17 protein-coding genes are annotated in these 16,021 nt (G+C 68.6%); 8 read left to right on the forward strand and 9 right to left on the reverse strand.

Annotated features, from left to right (window positions below):
* Positions 1–26: 26 nt before the first annotated feature.
* Both ACFWQC_RS07535 and ychF read right to left on the reverse strand, forming a co-directional pair.
* A complete protein-coding gene (locus ACFWQC_RS07535; protein ID WP_378675299.1) occupies positions 27–686 on the reverse strand; it encodes a helix-turn-helix domain-containing protein in 660 nt (219 codons plus the stop codon).
* Between the two features lie 52 nt (positions 687–738).
* Positions 739–1,812: a redox-regulated ATPase YchF gene (ychF, locus tag ACFWQC_RS07540; RefSeq protein WP_378675302.1), complete on the reverse strand. Its 1,074-nt coding sequence runs from the start codon at positions 1,810–1,812 to the stop codon at positions 739–741.
* Between the two features lie 224 nt (positions 1,813–2,036).
* Here ychF and ACFWQC_RS07545 point away from each other — a divergent pair, with 224 nt between their 5' ends.
* Genes ACFWQC_RS07545 through ACFWQC_RS07555 form a run of 3 tightly spaced genes read left to right on the forward strand, consistent with a single transcriptional unit; the run spans position 2,037 to position 4,616 of the window.
* Positions 2,037–2,555 carry a PH domain-containing protein gene (locus ACFWQC_RS07545; protein WP_378675305.1) on the forward strand — a complete coding sequence of 173 codons (519 nt, stop codon included), beginning with the start codon at positions 2,037–2,039 and terminating at the stop codon, positions 2,553–2,555.
* Positions 2,552–4,168: a PH domain-containing protein gene (locus tag ACFWQC_RS07550; protein WP_378675307.1), complete on the forward strand. Its 1,617-nt coding sequence runs from the start codon at positions 2,552–2,554 to the stop codon at positions 4,166–4,168. Before ACFWQC_RS07545 ends, ACFWQC_RS07550 begins: the two co-directional genes overlap by 4 nt.
* 40 nt (positions 4,169–4,208) lie before the next feature.
* Positions 4,209–4,616 carry a VOC family protein gene (locus ACFWQC_RS07555; protein ID WP_378675310.1) on the forward strand — a complete coding sequence of 136 codons (408 nt, stop codon included), beginning with the start codon at positions 4,209–4,211 and terminating at the stop codon, positions 4,614–4,616.
* A gap of 3 nt (positions 4,617–4,619) precedes the next feature.
* Here the strand turns inward: ACFWQC_RS07555 and ACFWQC_RS07560 are convergent, their stop codons facing one another.
* Positions 4,620–5,681, reverse strand: coding sequence for a WD40/YVTN/BNR-like repeat-containing protein (locus tag ACFWQC_RS07560; RefSeq protein ID WP_378675313.1), 1,062 nt, complete (start codon positions 5,679–5,681; stop codon positions 4,620–4,622).
* Positions 5,682–5,924: 243 nt separating this feature from the next.
* On the opposite strand from ACFWQC_RS07560, the gene ACFWQC_RS07565 reads away from it, so the two are divergent.
* Positions 5,925–7,787 carry a glycoside hydrolase family 3 protein gene (locus ACFWQC_RS07565; protein WP_378675316.1) on the forward strand — a complete coding sequence of 621 codons (1,863 nt, stop codon included), beginning with the start codon at positions 5,925–5,927 and terminating at the stop codon, positions 7,785–7,787.
* A 61-nt stretch (positions 7,788–7,848) separates the two neighbouring features.
* On the opposite strand, the gene ACFWQC_RS07570 is transcribed toward ACFWQC_RS07565, so the two are convergent.
* The 4 genes from ACFWQC_RS07570 to ACFWQC_RS07585 all read right to left on the reverse strand — a co-directional run bounded on the left by ACFWQC_RS07570 (position 7,849) and on the right by ACFWQC_RS07585 (position 11,594).
* Positions 7,849–8,652 (reverse strand): M57 family metalloprotease, encoded by an 804-nt coding sequence (locus tag ACFWQC_RS07570; RefSeq protein ID WP_355018500.1) that lies wholly within the window; start codon positions 8,650–8,652, stop codon positions 7,849–7,851.
* Between the two features lie 162 nt (positions 8,653–8,814).
* Positions 8,815–9,903 (reverse strand): ABC transporter substrate-binding protein, encoded by a 1,089-nt coding sequence (locus tag ACFWQC_RS07575; protein WP_378675319.1) that lies wholly within the window; start codon positions 9,901–9,903, stop codon positions 8,815–8,817.
* Positions 9,904–9,924: 21 nt separating this feature from the next.
* Complete coding sequence (locus ACFWQC_RS07580) at positions 9,925–10,776, reverse strand: ABC transporter permease (protein ID WP_378675322.1); 852 nt, start codon at positions 10,774–10,776, stop codon at positions 9,925–9,927.
* Positions 10,773–11,594: an ABC transporter ATP-binding protein gene (locus ACFWQC_RS07585; RefSeq protein ID WP_378675325.1), complete on the reverse strand. Its 822-nt coding sequence runs from the start codon at positions 11,592–11,594 to the stop codon at positions 10,773–10,775. Before ACFWQC_RS07585 ends, ACFWQC_RS07580 begins: the two co-directional genes overlap by 4 nt.
* Positions 11,595–11,639: 45 nt before the next feature.
* Between ACFWQC_RS07585 and ACFWQC_RS07590 the strand changes: the two genes are divergently transcribed.
* Together ACFWQC_RS07590 and ACFWQC_RS07595 are read left to right on the forward strand one after the other, a co-directional pair.
* Positions 11,640–12,422 (forward strand): exodeoxyribonuclease III, encoded by a 783-nt coding sequence (locus ACFWQC_RS07590; RefSeq protein WP_378675328.1) that lies wholly within the window; start codon positions 11,640–11,642, stop codon positions 12,420–12,422.
* Between the two features lie 10 nt (positions 12,423–12,432).
* The gene (locus tag ACFWQC_RS07595; protein ID WP_378675331.1) at positions 12,433–13,380 is read left to right on the forward strand and encodes an endonuclease/exonuclease/phosphatase family protein; all 948 of its coding nucleotides are present in this window, start codon (positions 12,433–12,435) and stop codon (positions 13,378–13,380) included.
* Here ACFWQC_RS07595 and ACFWQC_RS07600 read toward each other — a convergent pair.
* A complete protein-coding gene (locus tag ACFWQC_RS07600; protein WP_378675334.1) occupies positions 13,363–13,680 on the reverse strand; it encodes a TfoX/Sxy family protein in 318 nt (105 codons plus the stop codon). The two genes, ACFWQC_RS07595 and ACFWQC_RS07600, sit on opposite strands and share 18 nt — an antisense overlap.
* A 75-nt stretch (positions 13,681–13,755) precedes the next feature.
* Between ACFWQC_RS07600 and ACFWQC_RS07605 the strand changes: the two genes are divergently transcribed.
* Positions 13,756–14,847, forward strand: a complete 1,092-nt coding sequence (locus ACFWQC_RS07605) for a DNA recombination protein RmuC (protein WP_378675336.1) — start codon at positions 13,756–13,758, stop codon at positions 14,845–14,847.
* A gap of 84 nt (positions 14,848–14,931) precedes the next feature.
* Positions 14,932–15,375, forward strand: a complete 444-nt coding sequence (locus ACFWQC_RS07610; RefSeq protein ID WP_378675339.1) for a DUF6542 domain-containing protein — start codon at positions 14,932–14,934, stop codon at positions 15,373–15,375.
* Between the two features lie 6 nt (positions 15,376–15,381).
* On the opposite strand, the gene ACFWQC_RS07615 is transcribed toward ACFWQC_RS07610, so the two are convergent.
* Positions 15,382–16,011 carry an L-threonylcarbamoyladenylate synthase gene (locus ACFWQC_RS07615; RefSeq protein ID WP_378675342.1) on the reverse strand — a complete coding sequence of 210 codons (630 nt, stop codon included), beginning with the start codon at positions 16,009–16,011 and terminating at the stop codon, positions 15,382–15,384.
* Positions 16,012–16,021: the final 10 nt, after the last annotated feature.

Consider the following 16,021-nt stretch of genomic DNA (forward strand, 5'->3'; position numbering starts at 1 on the left):
TATCAGTGTATTGAACAATTCCGCCATCATCGACCGGACAGCACCTGGGCCGGCGTCTGGCCATGGAAGACTCTCAGAGAACGAATCAGGTGAGCCTGGTCCGCGAAACCGCAGCGTGCAGCGCACTCGATCGGCGGCACGCCCTGCATCAGCAGAGCAAACGCTTCACGCGCCCGGGACAGTTGCTGGATCTGCTTCTGCGTAAGCCCTGTTGCGGCGCGGACCCGGCGCTGCCGGTGCCGCTCCGAGTAACCCGCATCATCGCCCGAGAGCACGCGTCGAACACCGTCGTCGCAGCGAAGGACGTCGAGTTCCAGAAGTCGATCGGTGAACGCCTCGAGGTGCGCGTACTCCGGGAACGGCACGGCATGCCGCGCAAGTGCGACCTGCCCGGCCTCGACAACGAGCTGCTGCTCCCCGCCGAGCAGGAGCTGTTTGCTCACTCCAGGCAGGACGACATGAGCCTTCAGCTGAATGCCCCAGCTGTGCTCCCCGATCGTGGAACGGACCCAGCGGTGACCAAGGGTCGGACCTGCCAGTCCAGCGCGTAGCTCTCCGTCTGGCGCACGGGTGAACCATAGATCCCAGTACTCGACCGCCGGGACGAGGTAGCGCTCGTCCCGACTCGCTCGCGCTTGCCACACGCACTCCAGCACGGGCGAGTCGGGATGATGCTCCTCGTACATGCGCTCCATCTGCCGTACGTCCCCCTCTGAGGACATTCGCCTCGGCCAGAAGTTAGTTCGAGAAGCGGAACTCCACCACGTCGCCGTCGGCCATGACGTAGTCCTTGCCCTCCATGCGGACCTTGCCGAGGTCGCGGGCCTTGGCGACGGAGCCGGCGGCGATGAGGTCGTCGTAGGAGACGATCTCGGCCTTGATGAAGCCCTTCTGGAAGTCGGTGTGGATGACACCGGCGGCCTCGGGGGCGGTGGCGCCCTTGGGGATCTCCCAGGCGCGTACTTCCTTGGGGCCGGCGGTGAGGTAGGTCTGCAGGCCGAGGGTGTCGAAGCCGACGCGGGCCAGGATGTCCAGGCCGGGCTCCTCGACGCCGGCGTCGGCCAGGAACTCGCGGGCCTCGTCCTCGTCGAGCTCGACCAGCTCAGACTCGAACTTCGCGTCCAGGAAGATCGCCTCGGCGGGGGCGACCAGCTCACGCATCGAGTCCTTCAAGGCCTCGTCGGCGAGCTCGTCGGAGTCGCAGTTGAAGACGAAGATGTAGGGCTTGGCGGTGAGCAGCATCAGGTCGCGGATCAGCGCCCGGTCGATCTTCGTGGCGATGATCGGGGTGCCGGCCTCGAGGGCCTCCTTGGACTCGACCGCGGCGGCGAGGTTCGCCTTGAGGTCGGGAGCCTTGCGCGACTCCTTCTCCAGCCGCGGGATCGCCTTCTCGACCGTCTCCAGGTCGGCGAGGATCAGCTCGGTCTGGATGGTGGAGATGTCGTTGGCGGGCTCGACCTTGCCGTCGACGTGGGTGACGTCGTCGTCGCGGAAGACCCGGGTGACCTGGCAGATCGCGTCGGACTCACGGATGTGGGAGAGGAACTTGTTGCCCAGGCCCTCACCCTGCGAGGCGCCGCGCACGATGCCGGCGATGTCGACGAACTGCACCGTGGCCGGCAGCAGCTTCTGGGAGCCGTAGATCTTCGCCAGCTCGGGCAGCCGCTCGTCGGGCACCCCGACGACACCGACGTTGGGCTCGATGGTGGCGAACGGATAGTTCGCCGCGAGTACGTCGTTCTTGGTCAGAGCGTTGAAGAGGGTCGACTTGCCCGCGTTGGGAAGTCCCACGATGCCGATGGTGAGTGCCACGATCGACAATCCTAGGTCCGAGCCTCCCCGAAGCCTGCTTCGGGGAACACGAGGAGATCGAGCGAGCGCGCGGCTGAGCCTGCGAAGCCGCGACTGCGGGTCGAGATACGTACGCCGACCCCAGCCGACACGCGGCCGCGCGACTCGGTCGCGTGGTACGCCGCCGCAATCGCCGATCCCGAATTCCGACGGTAAAGGGACCTCACCCAATAGGCTCGCGTCCCGTGAACGCCCCCGATGCACCACAGCGACTGCGCGAACCCGCACATCAGGTCTCAGAGCGCGCACCGGCGTACTGGCGTACGGCGGAGGCGATCGGCGCCGTGATCTGGCTGGCCCTCGCGGTGGGTGCGGTCGTGGCGGCGGTCCTCGTCCCGGAGGGCTTCTGGACCTGGATCCTCTGGATCGCTGCCGTGGTCTTCGTGCTGGCGCCAGTGCCGGGGCTGACCTTCGTGCCCTCGATCCGGTTCCGGATCCACCGGTGGGAGGTGACCGACATCGCCGTCCATGTACGCCACGGGTGGATCACCGTCGTCGACGAGATCGTGCCGCTCTCCCGGGTGCAGACGGTCGACTCGACCCAGGGGCCGCTGATGCGGCGGTTCGGGCTGCGTACGGTCAAGGTCTCCACCGCCTCCTCCGCCGGCATCGTCCAGATCGCCTGCCTCGACGACGCGCTCGCGCTCGAGGTCGTCGCGAAGCTGGTGGCGATCACCGCGGCGACGCCTGAGGACGCGACGTGAGCACGCCCGAGGTCCCTGACGTTCCTGAGATTCGCGAGGTCTCTGAGGTCCCTGACGCTCCGGTCGTTCCGGATGCGGAGTGGCAGCGGCTGGCCGGCTGGACCGCGGTCGTCAGCCCGCTCTCGACGCTGCGCCAAGCGATCATCCCGGCCGCGGTCGGTGCCTTCGGTGCAGGGCAGGCGAACGTGTTCATCGGTCTGCTGGTCGCGGCCGGCATCGCGGTGGTCGCTGCCCTGGCCGGCATGGTCCCGTGGCTGACCACGAGCTATCGGGTGACGCCGACCCACCTGGAGGTACGCAAGGGTCTGCTCAACCGCACCACCCTGACCGCGCGGCTCGACCGGGTCCGCAGTGTCGACCTGAGCTCGACCCTCATCCATCGCGCGCTCGGGGTCACCAAGGTCAATGTCGGCACCGGGGTCGACGAGGGCCAGATCACCCTCGACTCGCTCACCAAGGACGCCGCCGCGCGGCTGCGACGCGAGCTCCTGCACGCGGCCCCAGCGACATCGACATCCGCGCCAGCCGCGTCCGCCGCGCCCTCAGCTGAAGGTTCATCGCCAGAGACCGAGCCCGCCGAGACCCCGTCCGAAGGCGAGGTCATCGCCAAGCTCGACTGGTCCTGGATCAGGTACGCCCCGCTCAACCTCAAGAACCTCGCGATCGCGGTCGGCGGTCTGGGTGCGGTCTTCGGTGCCTTCTCCGACCTGATCCCGTGGGGGTCCTTCGGAGTCCGGGTCACCAACGGCGAGGTCAACGGCGTCCCGGTCGACGAGGTCGCACGCATGCTGTTCATCGCCATCCCGATCGCGATCGTCGGGGCGGCCGCGGTGTGGGCGATCGGGTCGTGCGTCGGCTACGCGGTGCGTTGGTGGGACCTCCAGGTCGTGCGCGAGCAGGGCCGGGAGGGCACCACGTTGCGGCGCAGCTTCGGCCTGACCAGCACCCGCGCGACGACGGTCGAAGAGGCGAAGGTACGCGGCGCCACCTCCACCGTCGGCCCGCTGATCGGCCTGGCCGGCGGCGCCGACCTCAACCTGCTGACGACCGGGCTCGAGGACAACTCCCCCGCTGTCCTGCCGACGGCCCCGGAGCAGGTCGTCTCCGAGGTCGGCACCGACATCCTCGGCGAGGATGCGTTCTCGGCGGCGCTCACCGGCCATGGGCCCCGGCCACGCCGGCGCTACTGGTTCCGGGCGGTCGTCGCCACCGTCGTATGGACGCTCGTCGCGCTGGTCCCGACCGTGCTGATCGGCGTCTTCGGCGACGTCTGGCTCTGGTGGATCCCGGTCGCCATGCTGGTGCTGGCCCTCGTTCTCGGGGTGCTCGGTGCCGAACTGCGTCACCGCCACCTCGGCCACGCGCTCACCGACCGCTACCTGGTGGTCCGCTCCGGCTCCTACACCGCCGTACGCACCGCACTGCAGACCGACGGCATCATCGGATGGCGGGTCAGGCAGACCTTCTTCGACCGCCGCATCGGCCTGGCCCAGGTCACCGCGATGACCGCGGCCGGCCAGGAGCACGTCGGCATCCCGGACGTGCCGCTCGAGACGGCCGTCGCCCTGGCGGCGGCGGCCACGCCGCGTACGGTCTCGGAGTTCGTCGAATAACCCGTTCCGCTTCGGACAGGCTTCGGTGGATGATCCGGCCATGACTATCCAGATCCGCCACCTCACCTTCGACTGCGCCGACCCCCGCAAGCTCGGGGAGTTCTGGTCGGCCGTCACCGGCTGGCACCTCTTCTACGACGAGGACCCCGAGGTGATCGTCGCCCGCAGCTTCCCGTCGAAGGAGCTGATGTTCCTCTTCATCCCGGTGCCCGAGGCGAAGTCCGCGAAGAACCGGGTCCACATCGACATCAAGCCCGAGGACACCACCCGCGACGAGCTCGTCGAGCGCGCGCTCTCACTCGGCGCCACTGTCTTCGGTGACCACCGCAAGGAGGACGGGACCGGCTTCGTCGCGCTCCGCGACCCCGAGGGCAACGAGTTCTGCATCGAGCGCGGCGAGCACGAGATGGCCCCGAGCGGCCCCATGAAGATCGGCCTCAAGATCTGACCGTCAGCGGCGGAGCACTCCGACCCGTCCGCCCGCACCGGCGGCCCAGCAGGTGCCCTGGGCGCAGTCGACGGTGTGGAAGCGGGTCTGGGTGGCGCCGAACGGCTTCCAGGAACGGCCGTTGTCGTGGCTGACATCGCTGCCGTTGGGGCCGACGGCGATCGCGGTGCGGCCGCCGATCCAGGAGACCGCTTCGCGGTATCCGCCCAGGTCGGAGTCGGAGTTGGTCCAGGTGCGGCCACCATCGGTGGAGTAGGCGGCGCGGTCGACGCCGTCGTCCTCGAGACCGAAGTCGCCACCGACGGCGATCCCCTGGCGCGGGTTGCGGAAGCCGAGCCCGAAGACGCCCGCGGCCTCGCCGGTCGCGATCGTGGAGTCGGCGGCGGACCAGGAACGACCACCGTCGTGGGTGGCGTAGATCTTCGCGGCGGCGCCGCCACCGCCGATCCAGGCGTCGCGCGCCCCCGCGGTGACCAGGCAGGTCCCGCTGGCCGAGTAGCCGAACTCGCCCGGCGCCTCCAGGCCGCGCGTGTCGGCGATCGTCCAGGTGTCGCCACCGTCGGAGGTCGTGATGATGCGCCACTCGCCGTCGACCGGGTCGCTCATCGCGACCCCGCGCTTGCCGCCGGGCCAGAAGTCGACGCAGTTGTAGAAGGCGGTCGGCTCCGCGGACCGGAACGTCTCGGTCCAGGTCGCTCCGCCGTCGACGGTCTTGTAGATCCGGCTCGCCTCGCCCTCGCCGATGGAGAGCACCACGGCCTCCCTCGCAGAGCGTGCTTCGACGTCGCGGAAGAGGAGCCCGTCGGATCCCGGCGGCGAGACCTCGTCCCAGGTCCGGCCGCCATCGGTCGTACGGAACACTCCCCCGCCGTCCCCACCGACCCACGCGGTCTTCGCGTCGACGGCGTCCAGCGCCCGGAAGCCCTGCGTCGTATCCACGTTCACAGACGTCCAGTCGTACGCACCCCCTGACTGCATTGACTGCACAGCCTGCGCCGCCGGCGCGAACGTGAGGGTGGTGAGAGCGAGAGTGGCCGCCGCTGCGGCTCCGACAACGATGCGCACGAAGGTTCACCTTGGCCCTGCGAGGCCGTTCTGTCCACCGATCCGGCAAAACACGTTCGCCGAATCAGCGGCAACGGCAGGCGAATCTGCAGTTGTGCACGACGAACGTCGAGTTTCGTCCTCCACAAGGCCGGATTCGCCGGGCCAGATGTGCGGACTCGGGAATTTTCTTCCGTGACCGGTTGGTAGCCCCTAGAGTGAATCGCCGTGCCGCGTACCAGCGGTACAGATGGGGAGGTTGTCATGAGCAGAACGACACTGACCAGACGCGGAAGGTTGGCGGCTGCGGGAATCGCGGCCGCGGTGGCGGTTGCGACGCCGTACGCAGCAACCCACGCCGCAGAGCCGGATCCGCCCGCGACGACCACCGCGCAGTCCACCTCGGGCAAGACACCGACGCAGCACGGCCAGATCGTCTCGCTGATGCGCCACATGTCGCTGCAGCAGAAGGTCGGCCAGCTCTTCGTGATCGAGGTCTACGGCCGCGACGCCAACAACGTCAGCGACACGGCGAAGGCCGGCAACCAGCGGCTCTACGGGGTGGACACCCCGGCTCAGGCGATCGCCAAGTACCAGCCCGGCGGGGTCATCTACTTCACCACCCGCGGCCCCGACAACATCGGTGACGCGGCCCAGGTGGCGACGCTCTCCAACGGTCTCCAGCGCGCCGCGCTCCAGCAGCGGCCCAAGATCCCGCTCAACATCGCTGTCGACCAGGAGGGCGGCGCGCTCGTGGCCCGCTTCGGTCCGGCCAGCGGCGCCACCCAGATGCCCGGCCAGATGGCGCTGGGCGCCGGCGGCTCGACCGAGGACGCAGCCCGATCGGCCGAGGTGATCGGCACCGAGCTGGCCGCCGTCGGGGTCACCCAGGACTACGCGCCCGTCGCCGACGTCAACCTCAATCCCAACAACCCGGTGATCGGGATCCGCTCGCCCGGAGCCGACTCCGCCGCGGTCTCCGACATCGTCTCCGCCGAGGTCGACGGCTTCGACGACGGCGACCTCTCCTCGATCGCCAAGCACTTCCCGGGCCACGGCGACACCGGCACCGACAGCCACTACGGCCTGCCCGAGGTGACCCATAGCCGCGAGGAGCTCGAGGCGATCGACCTGCCGCCTTTCGAGGCCGCCATCGAAGCCGGGATCGACGCGATCATGACGGCCCACGTGACCGTGCCCGCGATCGACCCGAGCGGCGAGCCGGCCACCATGTCCGAGCCGATCCTGACCGGTCTGCTCCGTGAGGAGATGGGCTTCGACGGCCTGATCGTGACAGACGCCCTCGACATGCAGGGCGCGAGCGCGACGTACCCGCCCGACGTCGCTCCGGTCGAGGCGTTCCTCGCCGGCGCCGACCAGCTGCTCATCCCGCCGCAGATGGATACGGCGTACGCCGCGGTCCTCGACGCCGTCAAGAACGGCACCATCTCGCGCAAGCGGCTCGACGAGTCGGTCTACCGGATCCTGAAGCACAAGCTCGACAACGAGATCTTCAAGAGTCCCTACGTCGACCCGGCTGCCGCTCCGGCGGTCTTCAGCAACCCGGCGCACAAGGCCGACGCCCAGGCGATCTCCGACCGCACCACCACGTTGGTGAAGAACGACGACGGCCTGCTGCCGCTGGCGTCCGGGGCGAAGGACGTCCTGGTCGCGGGCTGGGGCGTGGACACGACGGCGGGCATCGCGGCCGGGCTCCAGAAGCGCGGCGCGACGACCCAGGTGCTGCAGTCAGGCACCACTCCGACCGACGCGCAGATCGATGCCGCGGTCGCGGCGGCCGCGGGCAAGGATCTGGTGGTGGTGCCGACCAACAACGCCTGGCAGATCAACCCGGCGACCGCCCAGCCGACCCCGGCGGCCGTGGCCCAGACCAAGCTGGTCAAGGCGCTGCTCGCCACCGAGGTCCCGGTGATCGTGACCGCTATGCGCAACCCCTACGACGTCACGTCGTTCCCCGAGGCCGCAACGGTTCTCGACACCTACGGCTACACCTCCCACCAGCTCGAGTCGCTAGTGCGGGTGCTCTACGGCGAGGTGAACCCGAGCGGCAAGCTCCCGGTGGAGATCCCGGATCTCTTCCCGCTCGGCCACGGGCTGTCCTACTAGAAACCCCATGAGAGCGGCCCTCCCGGGAGACCGGGAGGGCCGCTCTCTTGCTGCCGGTGGATCAGGAGCCGTACAGCGCCCGGATCCCGGCCGCGTCGGAGGCCTGGAACTCCAGGTCCTCCGAGCCACCGTTGCACTGCGGGTAGTGCATGATCGAGGACGAGTCGTACGGGGTCAGCGCACGCCAGTTGTTGTCCTCGAAGCAGGTCGCCGACTCGGGCCGGGTGTGCTCGTGGCGGAACCCGAGGGTGTGACCGAGCTCGTGGCCGAGGATGTCACCCGCCTCCCAGTTGCCCGACGAGAAGATCGAGTCGTCGATGAGGACGTTGCGGGAGCGCTTCGAGGTCGACGGGAAGAACGCCCGCGCGATGTACTGCGAGGTGCTCACCGGCTCGACCGAGAAGAGCACGTTGGAGTTGCGGGTGTTGCAGGACGCGTCCTGGGCGGGGACGTAGATGAACTCGACCGCCGAGCTGGCCGCCTCCCACATACCCTCGCCCTGCGCCATCGCGGTGACGATGGCGGCCTTGTCGGTACCGAACTTGTTCGAGACGCAGTAGGTCAGGTTGAGCGCCTGAGAGGCCGACCACTTGTCGTCCTTGCCGCTGACGGTGTTGACGATGAGGCCGTCCTCGGGGACGTGCTTCGGCGCCGAGACCATCGACTCGTAGAACTTGTGCAGGTCACCCTGGTTGGAGACGACCTCGTCGCCGTTGACGACGTACTGACCGTCGAAGTCGACGTACGTGGACGCCTCGAACTCCTTGTAGCTCGGTGCCTCTTGGGCGAATGCGGGAACCATCGACGCAGTCAGCGCCGCGGCACCCGCAGCCGCGGCGATCATCATGGGAATACGAACTCGCATAGCTCTTCCTCCTGGATTTGTGAACGGCCGCCGGCGATTGACGCCGGCAGCCACAGGAGATTCAAGCGTTGGGACTAGGGATGGGCTATAGAAACTTCGGTGAAATTGCCGTTGAACAGGCAAAACTTTCGAGTGGAATTCCCTCGTTTGCCATCAGGAGCGTCACGGAGCGGGCCAGATCACCTTGTCGTTGTCGTCGACGACCGCCTCCGCGAAGGACGTGTCGAACCAGGAGGCGGCCTGCTCGGGCGTGACCTTCTGACCTGCGTACGCCGTCACGACCCCGGCCAGCGCCGCGACGTTGTCCGGGTCGACCGAGCCGAACCGGCCCGGCAGCGGGTTGTCGGCCGCGACCGCGACCTCGGTGCGCCAGATGGCGGTCTCGTGCTTCTCGTCGGACTCGGCACCGGCCCGGTCGTGCTGGTAGCCGATGCACTCCTCGACGTGCTCGTCGGCGGCGCAGTAGCTGTAGGCCTTGAAGACGGCCCGGAGGAAGTCCTCGACGGCGGTGGGGTGCATCCGTGCCCAGGCGGGGTTGACGGAGTAGGCGCCGAGGGAACCGGGCACCTCGAAGTCGGTCGGTTCCCAGACCGTGACCTCCTCGCCGGCCTCCTCGAGCTGGTTGGGCTCGTTGGAGACGAACCCGACCAGCGCATCGACCTGACCGCGCGGCAGCACGCCGGGGTCGTAGCCGACCTTGACCTGCTTCACCTTCGCTATGTCGACGCCGGCCTCGGCGAGCATCGCCTGCACGCCGACCGGGACCCAGCCCTTGTGGCCGAGGGTCTTGCCCTCGAGCTGCTTGAGGTCGGTGATCTCGGGGCCGGTCATCAGCACGTCGAGGCCGGCGTTGGAGTAGGATGAGACGCCGAGCACCTTCAGCCCGCTCGCGTTGGAGGTCATGATGTCCTGCTCGGAGAGCGGCCCGACCTGCACCTTCCCGGCGGCGATCAGCTTGGCGTTCTGAGAGACGTCGCCCGAGCCCGGCTGGAGCTCGACGTCGAGGCAGAGATCTTTGAAATAGCCCAGCTGATCTGCGGCGATGGCCTCCATGATCGAGGCCGACGCCTGCCAGTAGTAGCCCGACATGTAGGTGATCTTGCCGGCCTTCTCGTTCTGCTCGCAGCGCTCGGCCGAGACCGCGCTCCCCTGCTCACCCGCGGAGTCCTGCGAGGACCCGCAGGCGGTCAGCGCACCGAGCAGGACGACCGCCGACGTGAGGGCAGCGGCGAACGGACGTACGCGAGACATGAAGGGCTCCTTCAACTCAGGTCAGGACTCGTGCCAGTGGAGCACTCGACGCTCGGCGAGCGTCACGAGCCAGAACAGCAACGACCCGAGCGCCGCGAGGACGAAGATCGCTGCCCACACCGTAGCCAGTCTGTTCTGCGAGCTGGCCACCTGTATCACGCTGCCGAGGCCGTCGGCCGACCCCGCGGCGGAGAGCTCGGCCACGACGGCGCCGATCATCGACAGCGGGAAGACGATCCGGAGCGACGCGAAGACGTAGGGCAGCGAGGCGGGCACCCGCAGGTGGCGCAGCATCTCCAGCCGGCTCGCGGCCACGGTGCGGTAGACCTGCAGCACCGGCGAGGGCACCGCCCGAAGCCCGGTCGCCACGTTGATCAGGATCGGGAAGAAGCAGACCAGGGCGGTCAGGACCACCTTCGGCCCCATCCCGAACCCGAGCGCGACCACGAGCAGCGGCGCGATCGCCACCAGCGGCGTCACCGAGAGCACGACGGCCACCGGCATCACCGCCCGCCGCACCACCGCGATCTCGCTCACGACTACGGCGAGGGCGAAGGCGGCGACGAAGCCGATCCCGAGCCCCACCAGCGCCTCACTGAGCGTGACCAGGGTGTTGCTCAGGAAATAGCCGGGGTCCTCGGTCAGCACGCTCGCGATGTCGCCGAGCGGCGCGAACAGGTAGGGCATCCGCCGCGCGCCCAGCTCCCAGGCGAGCCCGAGCACCACGACGAGGAGGACGAACGGGAGCCAGTAGCGCGGGCGGAGCAGCCGGGTGCGGCGGCGCAAGCGACGCGCGGCGAGCTGCTCGGAGGTGGGGACGACCAGATGTGGCCGCTGCCGAGGGGCCGGCTGCGTACCTGAGTCCAGGGTCACGAGACGACCTCTCCGTGGCTGAAAGCGTCCCTCAGGCTGCCCCGGAGGGCGAGCTCGTAGGCGTGGAACTCCGGCGAGGTGAGGAGCTCCTGGTGGCGGGGGCGGGGCAGATCGATGTCGATGACGTCGGTGATCCGGCCAGGTCGCGGGGCCATCACGACGACCTTGTCGGACAGCCTGACCGCCTCGGAGATCGAGTGGGTGACGAAGACGACCGTCGCGCGGGTCTGCTCCCACAGCTCCAGCAGCTGCTCCTGGAGCGCCTCGCGGGTGAACTCGTCGAGCGCACCGAAGGGCTCGTCGAGAAGGAGTACGTCGGGGCGCAGCCCGAAGGCGCGTACGATCGCGGTCCGCTGCTTCATGCCGCCCGACAGCTCGGCGGGGAGCTTGTGGAGCGACTCCCCCAGGCCGACCTCGCGCAGCATCGCCTCGAGATCGGGCCGGCCGCGGTCGTACTTGTCTCTTGGGCGCTGGCGGTTCGCCCCGCGCCGATTGACCTTGTGCGGCAGGGTCACGTTGCCGAGCACGCTCAGCCAGGGCAGCAGCGCCGGCGACTGCGGGACGAACCCGAAGGCCTTCGCCTCGGCCGCCTCCTTCGGGGTGAGGCCGCACACGGTGATCTTCCCGGCGTCGGCCGACTCCTGCCCGCTGATCAGCCGCAACAGGGTCGACTTGCCGCAGCCCGAGGGCCCGATGATGCTCACGAACGTGCCGGGCTCGATGGTCAGGTCGATGTCGTCGAGGGCGATCAGCTCGGCGAGATCTGCCTGCTCGTAGAGACGACGGACTCCGTGCATCTCGATCGTCGCGCTGCCCACGCCTCAAACGGTAGTCCACGACGGCCAGTCGATAGTCTGACGGGCGTGCGTATCGCCACCTGGAACATCAACTCCATCCGCTCCCGCATCGACCGCGTCGAGGCCTTCGTCGAGCGGCACTCGATCGACGTGCTCGCCGTGCAGGAGACCAAGGCCAAGCCCGACCAGATCCCGACGATGGGGCTGGAGGCCCGCGGCTACGAGGTCGCCTCGGTGGGCTACGACCAGTGGAACGGCGTCGCGCTGATCTCCCGGGTCGGGTTGTCCGACATCCAGGTCGGGTTCGAGGGGATGCCCTTGTTCAAGGACGTCGCGGAGGCTCGGGCCCTCTCGGCGACGTGCGGGGGCGTGCGGGTGACCTCGGTCTACGTCCCCAACGGCCGCAAGCCGGACGATCCCCACTACGCCTACAAGCTGGAGTGGCTCGCGGCCCTGCAGAAGGCCTCGCAGGCCTGGCACGACGGACCCTCGGCCATGGTCGGCGACTGGAACGTCTGCCCCTTCGACGAGGACTGCTTCGACCCCAAGCAGTTCGTCGGCAAGACCCACCTCACCCCCGCCGAGCGCGACGCGTTCTTCGCCATCGAGAAGGACTTCAAGGACGTCGTACGCCCCTTCGTGCCCGGCCCGGAGGCCTACACCTACTTCGACTACTACCGGCAGCGCTTCGAGCGCAACCGCGGTCTGCGCATCGACTTCGTCCTCGGCTCACCGACCTTCGCCTCACGTGTCACGGGTGCCTTCGTCGACCTGGACGAGCGCAACCCCGCCATCGGCACCGGCTCCCCCTCCGACCACGCCCCGGTGATCGTCGATCTCGCCGACTGACGACGATGCCGTGAAACGGGAGCGCCCGGGAACGGTCTGGTCCCGCGGCACGGTCTGCGCGGTCCTCCTTCTCGTCATCGCCGGCGCGATCCTCTTCCGCGCCCATCTCCCATCGGCGTTCGGCATCGGCAGCCTCGTGGAGACGTTCCTGCCGTGGCTCGGCGCCGTGGCGGTGCTGGTCCTGCTCGTCGGGCTGGCGCGACGGTCGGCCGCCGCGGTCATCGCGTTCATCGTGCCCGCCGTGGCCTGGGGCTGGACGTTTCATCCCAAGCTCTCCGACGTTCCCGTCTCGAACCACGATCTGGTCGTCGTCCAGCACAACGTGAGCGACACCAACACGGATATCAGCGGGACCGTCCGCCAGATCCTCGCTGCCTCGCCCGACATCGTGACGCTGAACGAGGTGGTTCCCGAGCGGGTCGACGACTACAGCCGGGCGTTCGGAGATGTCCTCCCGCACCACGAGACGTACGGCACCGTCGGGGTGTGGTCGGCACGACCTCTCGAGGACGCGACACCTCTCGATCTGCGCCCGGCGGGCGTGGACGCGTCGTGGAGACGCGGGCTGCGGGTCGAGACGAGGCCGGCCGCCGGCGCCCCGGTCGTCGCGGTCTACGCCGTGCACCTGCCCTCGATCCGGCTGGGCGTCCGCGGCCTCGATGTCACGGCGCGCAACGGGAGCATCAAGCTTCTCGCCGAGGCCTTGCGGACCGACGACGCCGAGGCCGTGATCGTCTCCGGCGACTTCAACGCAGACGCGGGCGACCGCGCGCTACGTCCGGTCATCTCCCAGGTCAGTGAACCGCAGGACCGCTTCGGGTTCACCTTCCCGGCAGCCCTCCCGGCCATCCGCATCGACCACGTCTTCGCCCGTGGCGCCGAGGTCGAGGACGTACGACCGTTGGACCGGACCGGGAGCGATCACCTTCCCGTGGTCGCGCTACTTCGGTGGCAGTGACTCGGCGACGGCGACGCCGCGCTCGACCCAGCCGGCGAGGGCATCGCCGTTGAGCAGGTCGGCGGCGACGTTGACGTAGCCGGACATCGTCCGGGCGCCCATGATCATCGGCTCGGCGCCTGCCGCGAGGGCGGCTTCGTAGGCCGACCTCCCGGTGCGAACGAGCAGGTCGTCGGCGCCGACCGCGCACGCCATGTTGCCGTTCACCATGAACGCCAGCCCACCGAACATCTTCACCTCGGTGGCGCCGGTGGGCATCAGGTCCCGCACTCGTTCGGCCAGTTCGACGTTGTAGGCCATGTCTCCATAGAACCACGAACGACCGGCCGTGCCCATCCGAACAAATTGTCGGTGCTCCCTGCGAGTATCGATGTCATGGAGATCTGGATCCTCGTGCTCGGACTGGCGATCGGTCTTGCCCTGGGCGTCGTGCTCGGGGTGCTGTGGGCGCGGGCGCGGAGCGTGGGGACGGTCGCGGCGGGGATGGTCGATCAGGCCGAGGTGATGCAGGGGCTCGACCGGCTCAGCGACCAGATGCAGCATCTCGACCGGGAGCGGGCCCGCTGGCAGGGGCAGTTCGAGACGGAGGTCGGGCGACTTCAGACCGAGACCCGGTCGCTGTCGACGGCGCTGCGCAAACCCCAGGTCAGGGGCCGCTGGGGCGAGATGCACCTGCGTCGCGCGGTGGAGCTCGCCGGCCTGGTCGACAAGTGCGACTTCTCCGAGCAGGTCCAGCTCGAGGACGGGCGCCTGCGCCCCGACCTGGTGGTGCACCTGTCCGGCAACAAGGAGCTGGTCGTCGACTCCAAGGTCCCCCTGGACGCCTATCTCGACGCCGCGTCCGCGGACAACGAGGACGACTACCGCGCTCACCTGCGCAGACACACCGCCCAGCTGCGTACGCATGTGGACCAGTTGGCCTCGAAGTCCTACTGGCGCTTCCTGGAGGAGTCGCCCGAGTTCGTCGTCCTCTTCGTGCCGGCTGAGTCGTTCCTCTCGGCGGCGCTGGAGACCGAGCCCGGCCTGATCGAGTACGCCGCGGAGCGCCGGGTCGTGCTGGCCTCACCGACGACGCTGATCGCGCTGCTCCGCACGGTGGCGCACGGCTGGTCCCACGAGGCGCTCGCCGAGCAGGCCCGGGAGATCCACCGGCTCGGCCGGGAGCTGCACCAGCGCCTGTCCACGATGTCCACCCACCTGGACGGGATCGGGCGCTCGCTGAACACCGCGGTGACCCGCTACAACCAGGCGATCGGATCCCTCGACAATCGGGTCCTGGTGGCCGCGCGTCGTTTCAATGAGTTATCGGTAACTGATGATGTACTCGAGACGCCGCGTCCTGTGGAGATACGCGCTGTGGAGCGACTGAGCAGCGTAAGGGAGGATGATCGGCGCGCCGCCGAGAATGACGGTGTGCCGGGCCCTACCGTGGGTTCTGATACACAGGCTGCATTCGAGAGATCGTGACCCCATGAGCGAGCGCCAGCGAGCGACCATGAGCCTCAGGCCGTCGCGTCCGTACCATGGCGCTTGCGCAACGGAGGCGGCGGCATGAGTCAGCGCACCATCTGGGAGGAAGGACGCGAGTCCGGCCGCCATGTCGTCGCGCTCGGATCCGCCACCTCACTGACGGTCACCTTCGTCGATCTGCTCATCGACGACCAGATCGGCCTGCTCTTCGACTTCACCTTCGTGGCGATCGCGCTGACGCTCGCGCTGATCGTCAGACCCAGCGACTTCTTCGTGGTCGGCGTGCTCCCGCCGCTGATCATGCTCGGCATCTTCATCCTGCTGGCCGCGACCCAGCCCGGGTCGATCGCCGACGCCGGGGACGGCTTCGTCCAAGCCGTGGTCAGCGGCCTCGGACACCACGCGATCAGCCTGTTCATCGGCTACGCCCTGTGCCTGGGCTGCCTGGTGATGCGCCGCCGCGTCCTGAGACAGCGCATCGAGACCCGCGACGAGGTCGAGCGCGAACGCGCGCTCGCCTCCTAGAGACAGTCAGTCCAGAGCCAGGAACCCGGAGACGTCGCCGGCACCTTCGCGGATGACCTCGGGCTCGCCGTCGGACCAGTCGATGACCGTGGTCGGCTCGGCAGGGGTCTCACCGGCCTCGATGACGATGTCGACCTGGTGGTCGAGCGCCTCCTTGACGTTCCACCCGAAGACCTCCGGCTCGGTCTCACCGGGCAGGATCAGCGTCGAGGACAGCAGCGGCTCACCGAGCTCCTCGAGCAGCGCCTGCACGACGGCGTGCTCGGGGATGCGTACGCCGACGGTCTTCTTCTTCGGGTGCATCAGCCGTCGCGGCACGTCGGGGGTCGCCGGCAGGATGAACGTGTAGGGCCCCGGCGTCGCGTGCTTGATCGCCCGGAAGGCGCTGTTGTCGACGTGGACCATCGTGCCGAGCTGCGCGAAGTCCTTGCAGATCAACGTGAAGTGGTGGCGGTCGTCGAGACCACGGATCTTGAGGATCCGGTCGCGACCGTCCTTGTTGCCGATCCGTGAGCCGAGCGCGTAGCCGGAGTCGGTCGGATACGCGATCAGCTGGTCGTCACGCAGGGCATCGACGACCTGGCTGATCAGACGGGACTGCGGGTTGTCAGGGTGTACGTCGAGAAATCGGGCCACCCCTCGACCC

Source organism: Nocardioides sp. NPDC058538 (assembly GCF_042719275.1).
Lineage (GTDB): Bacteria > Actinomycetota > Actinomycetes > Propionibacteriales > Nocardioidaceae > Nocardioides.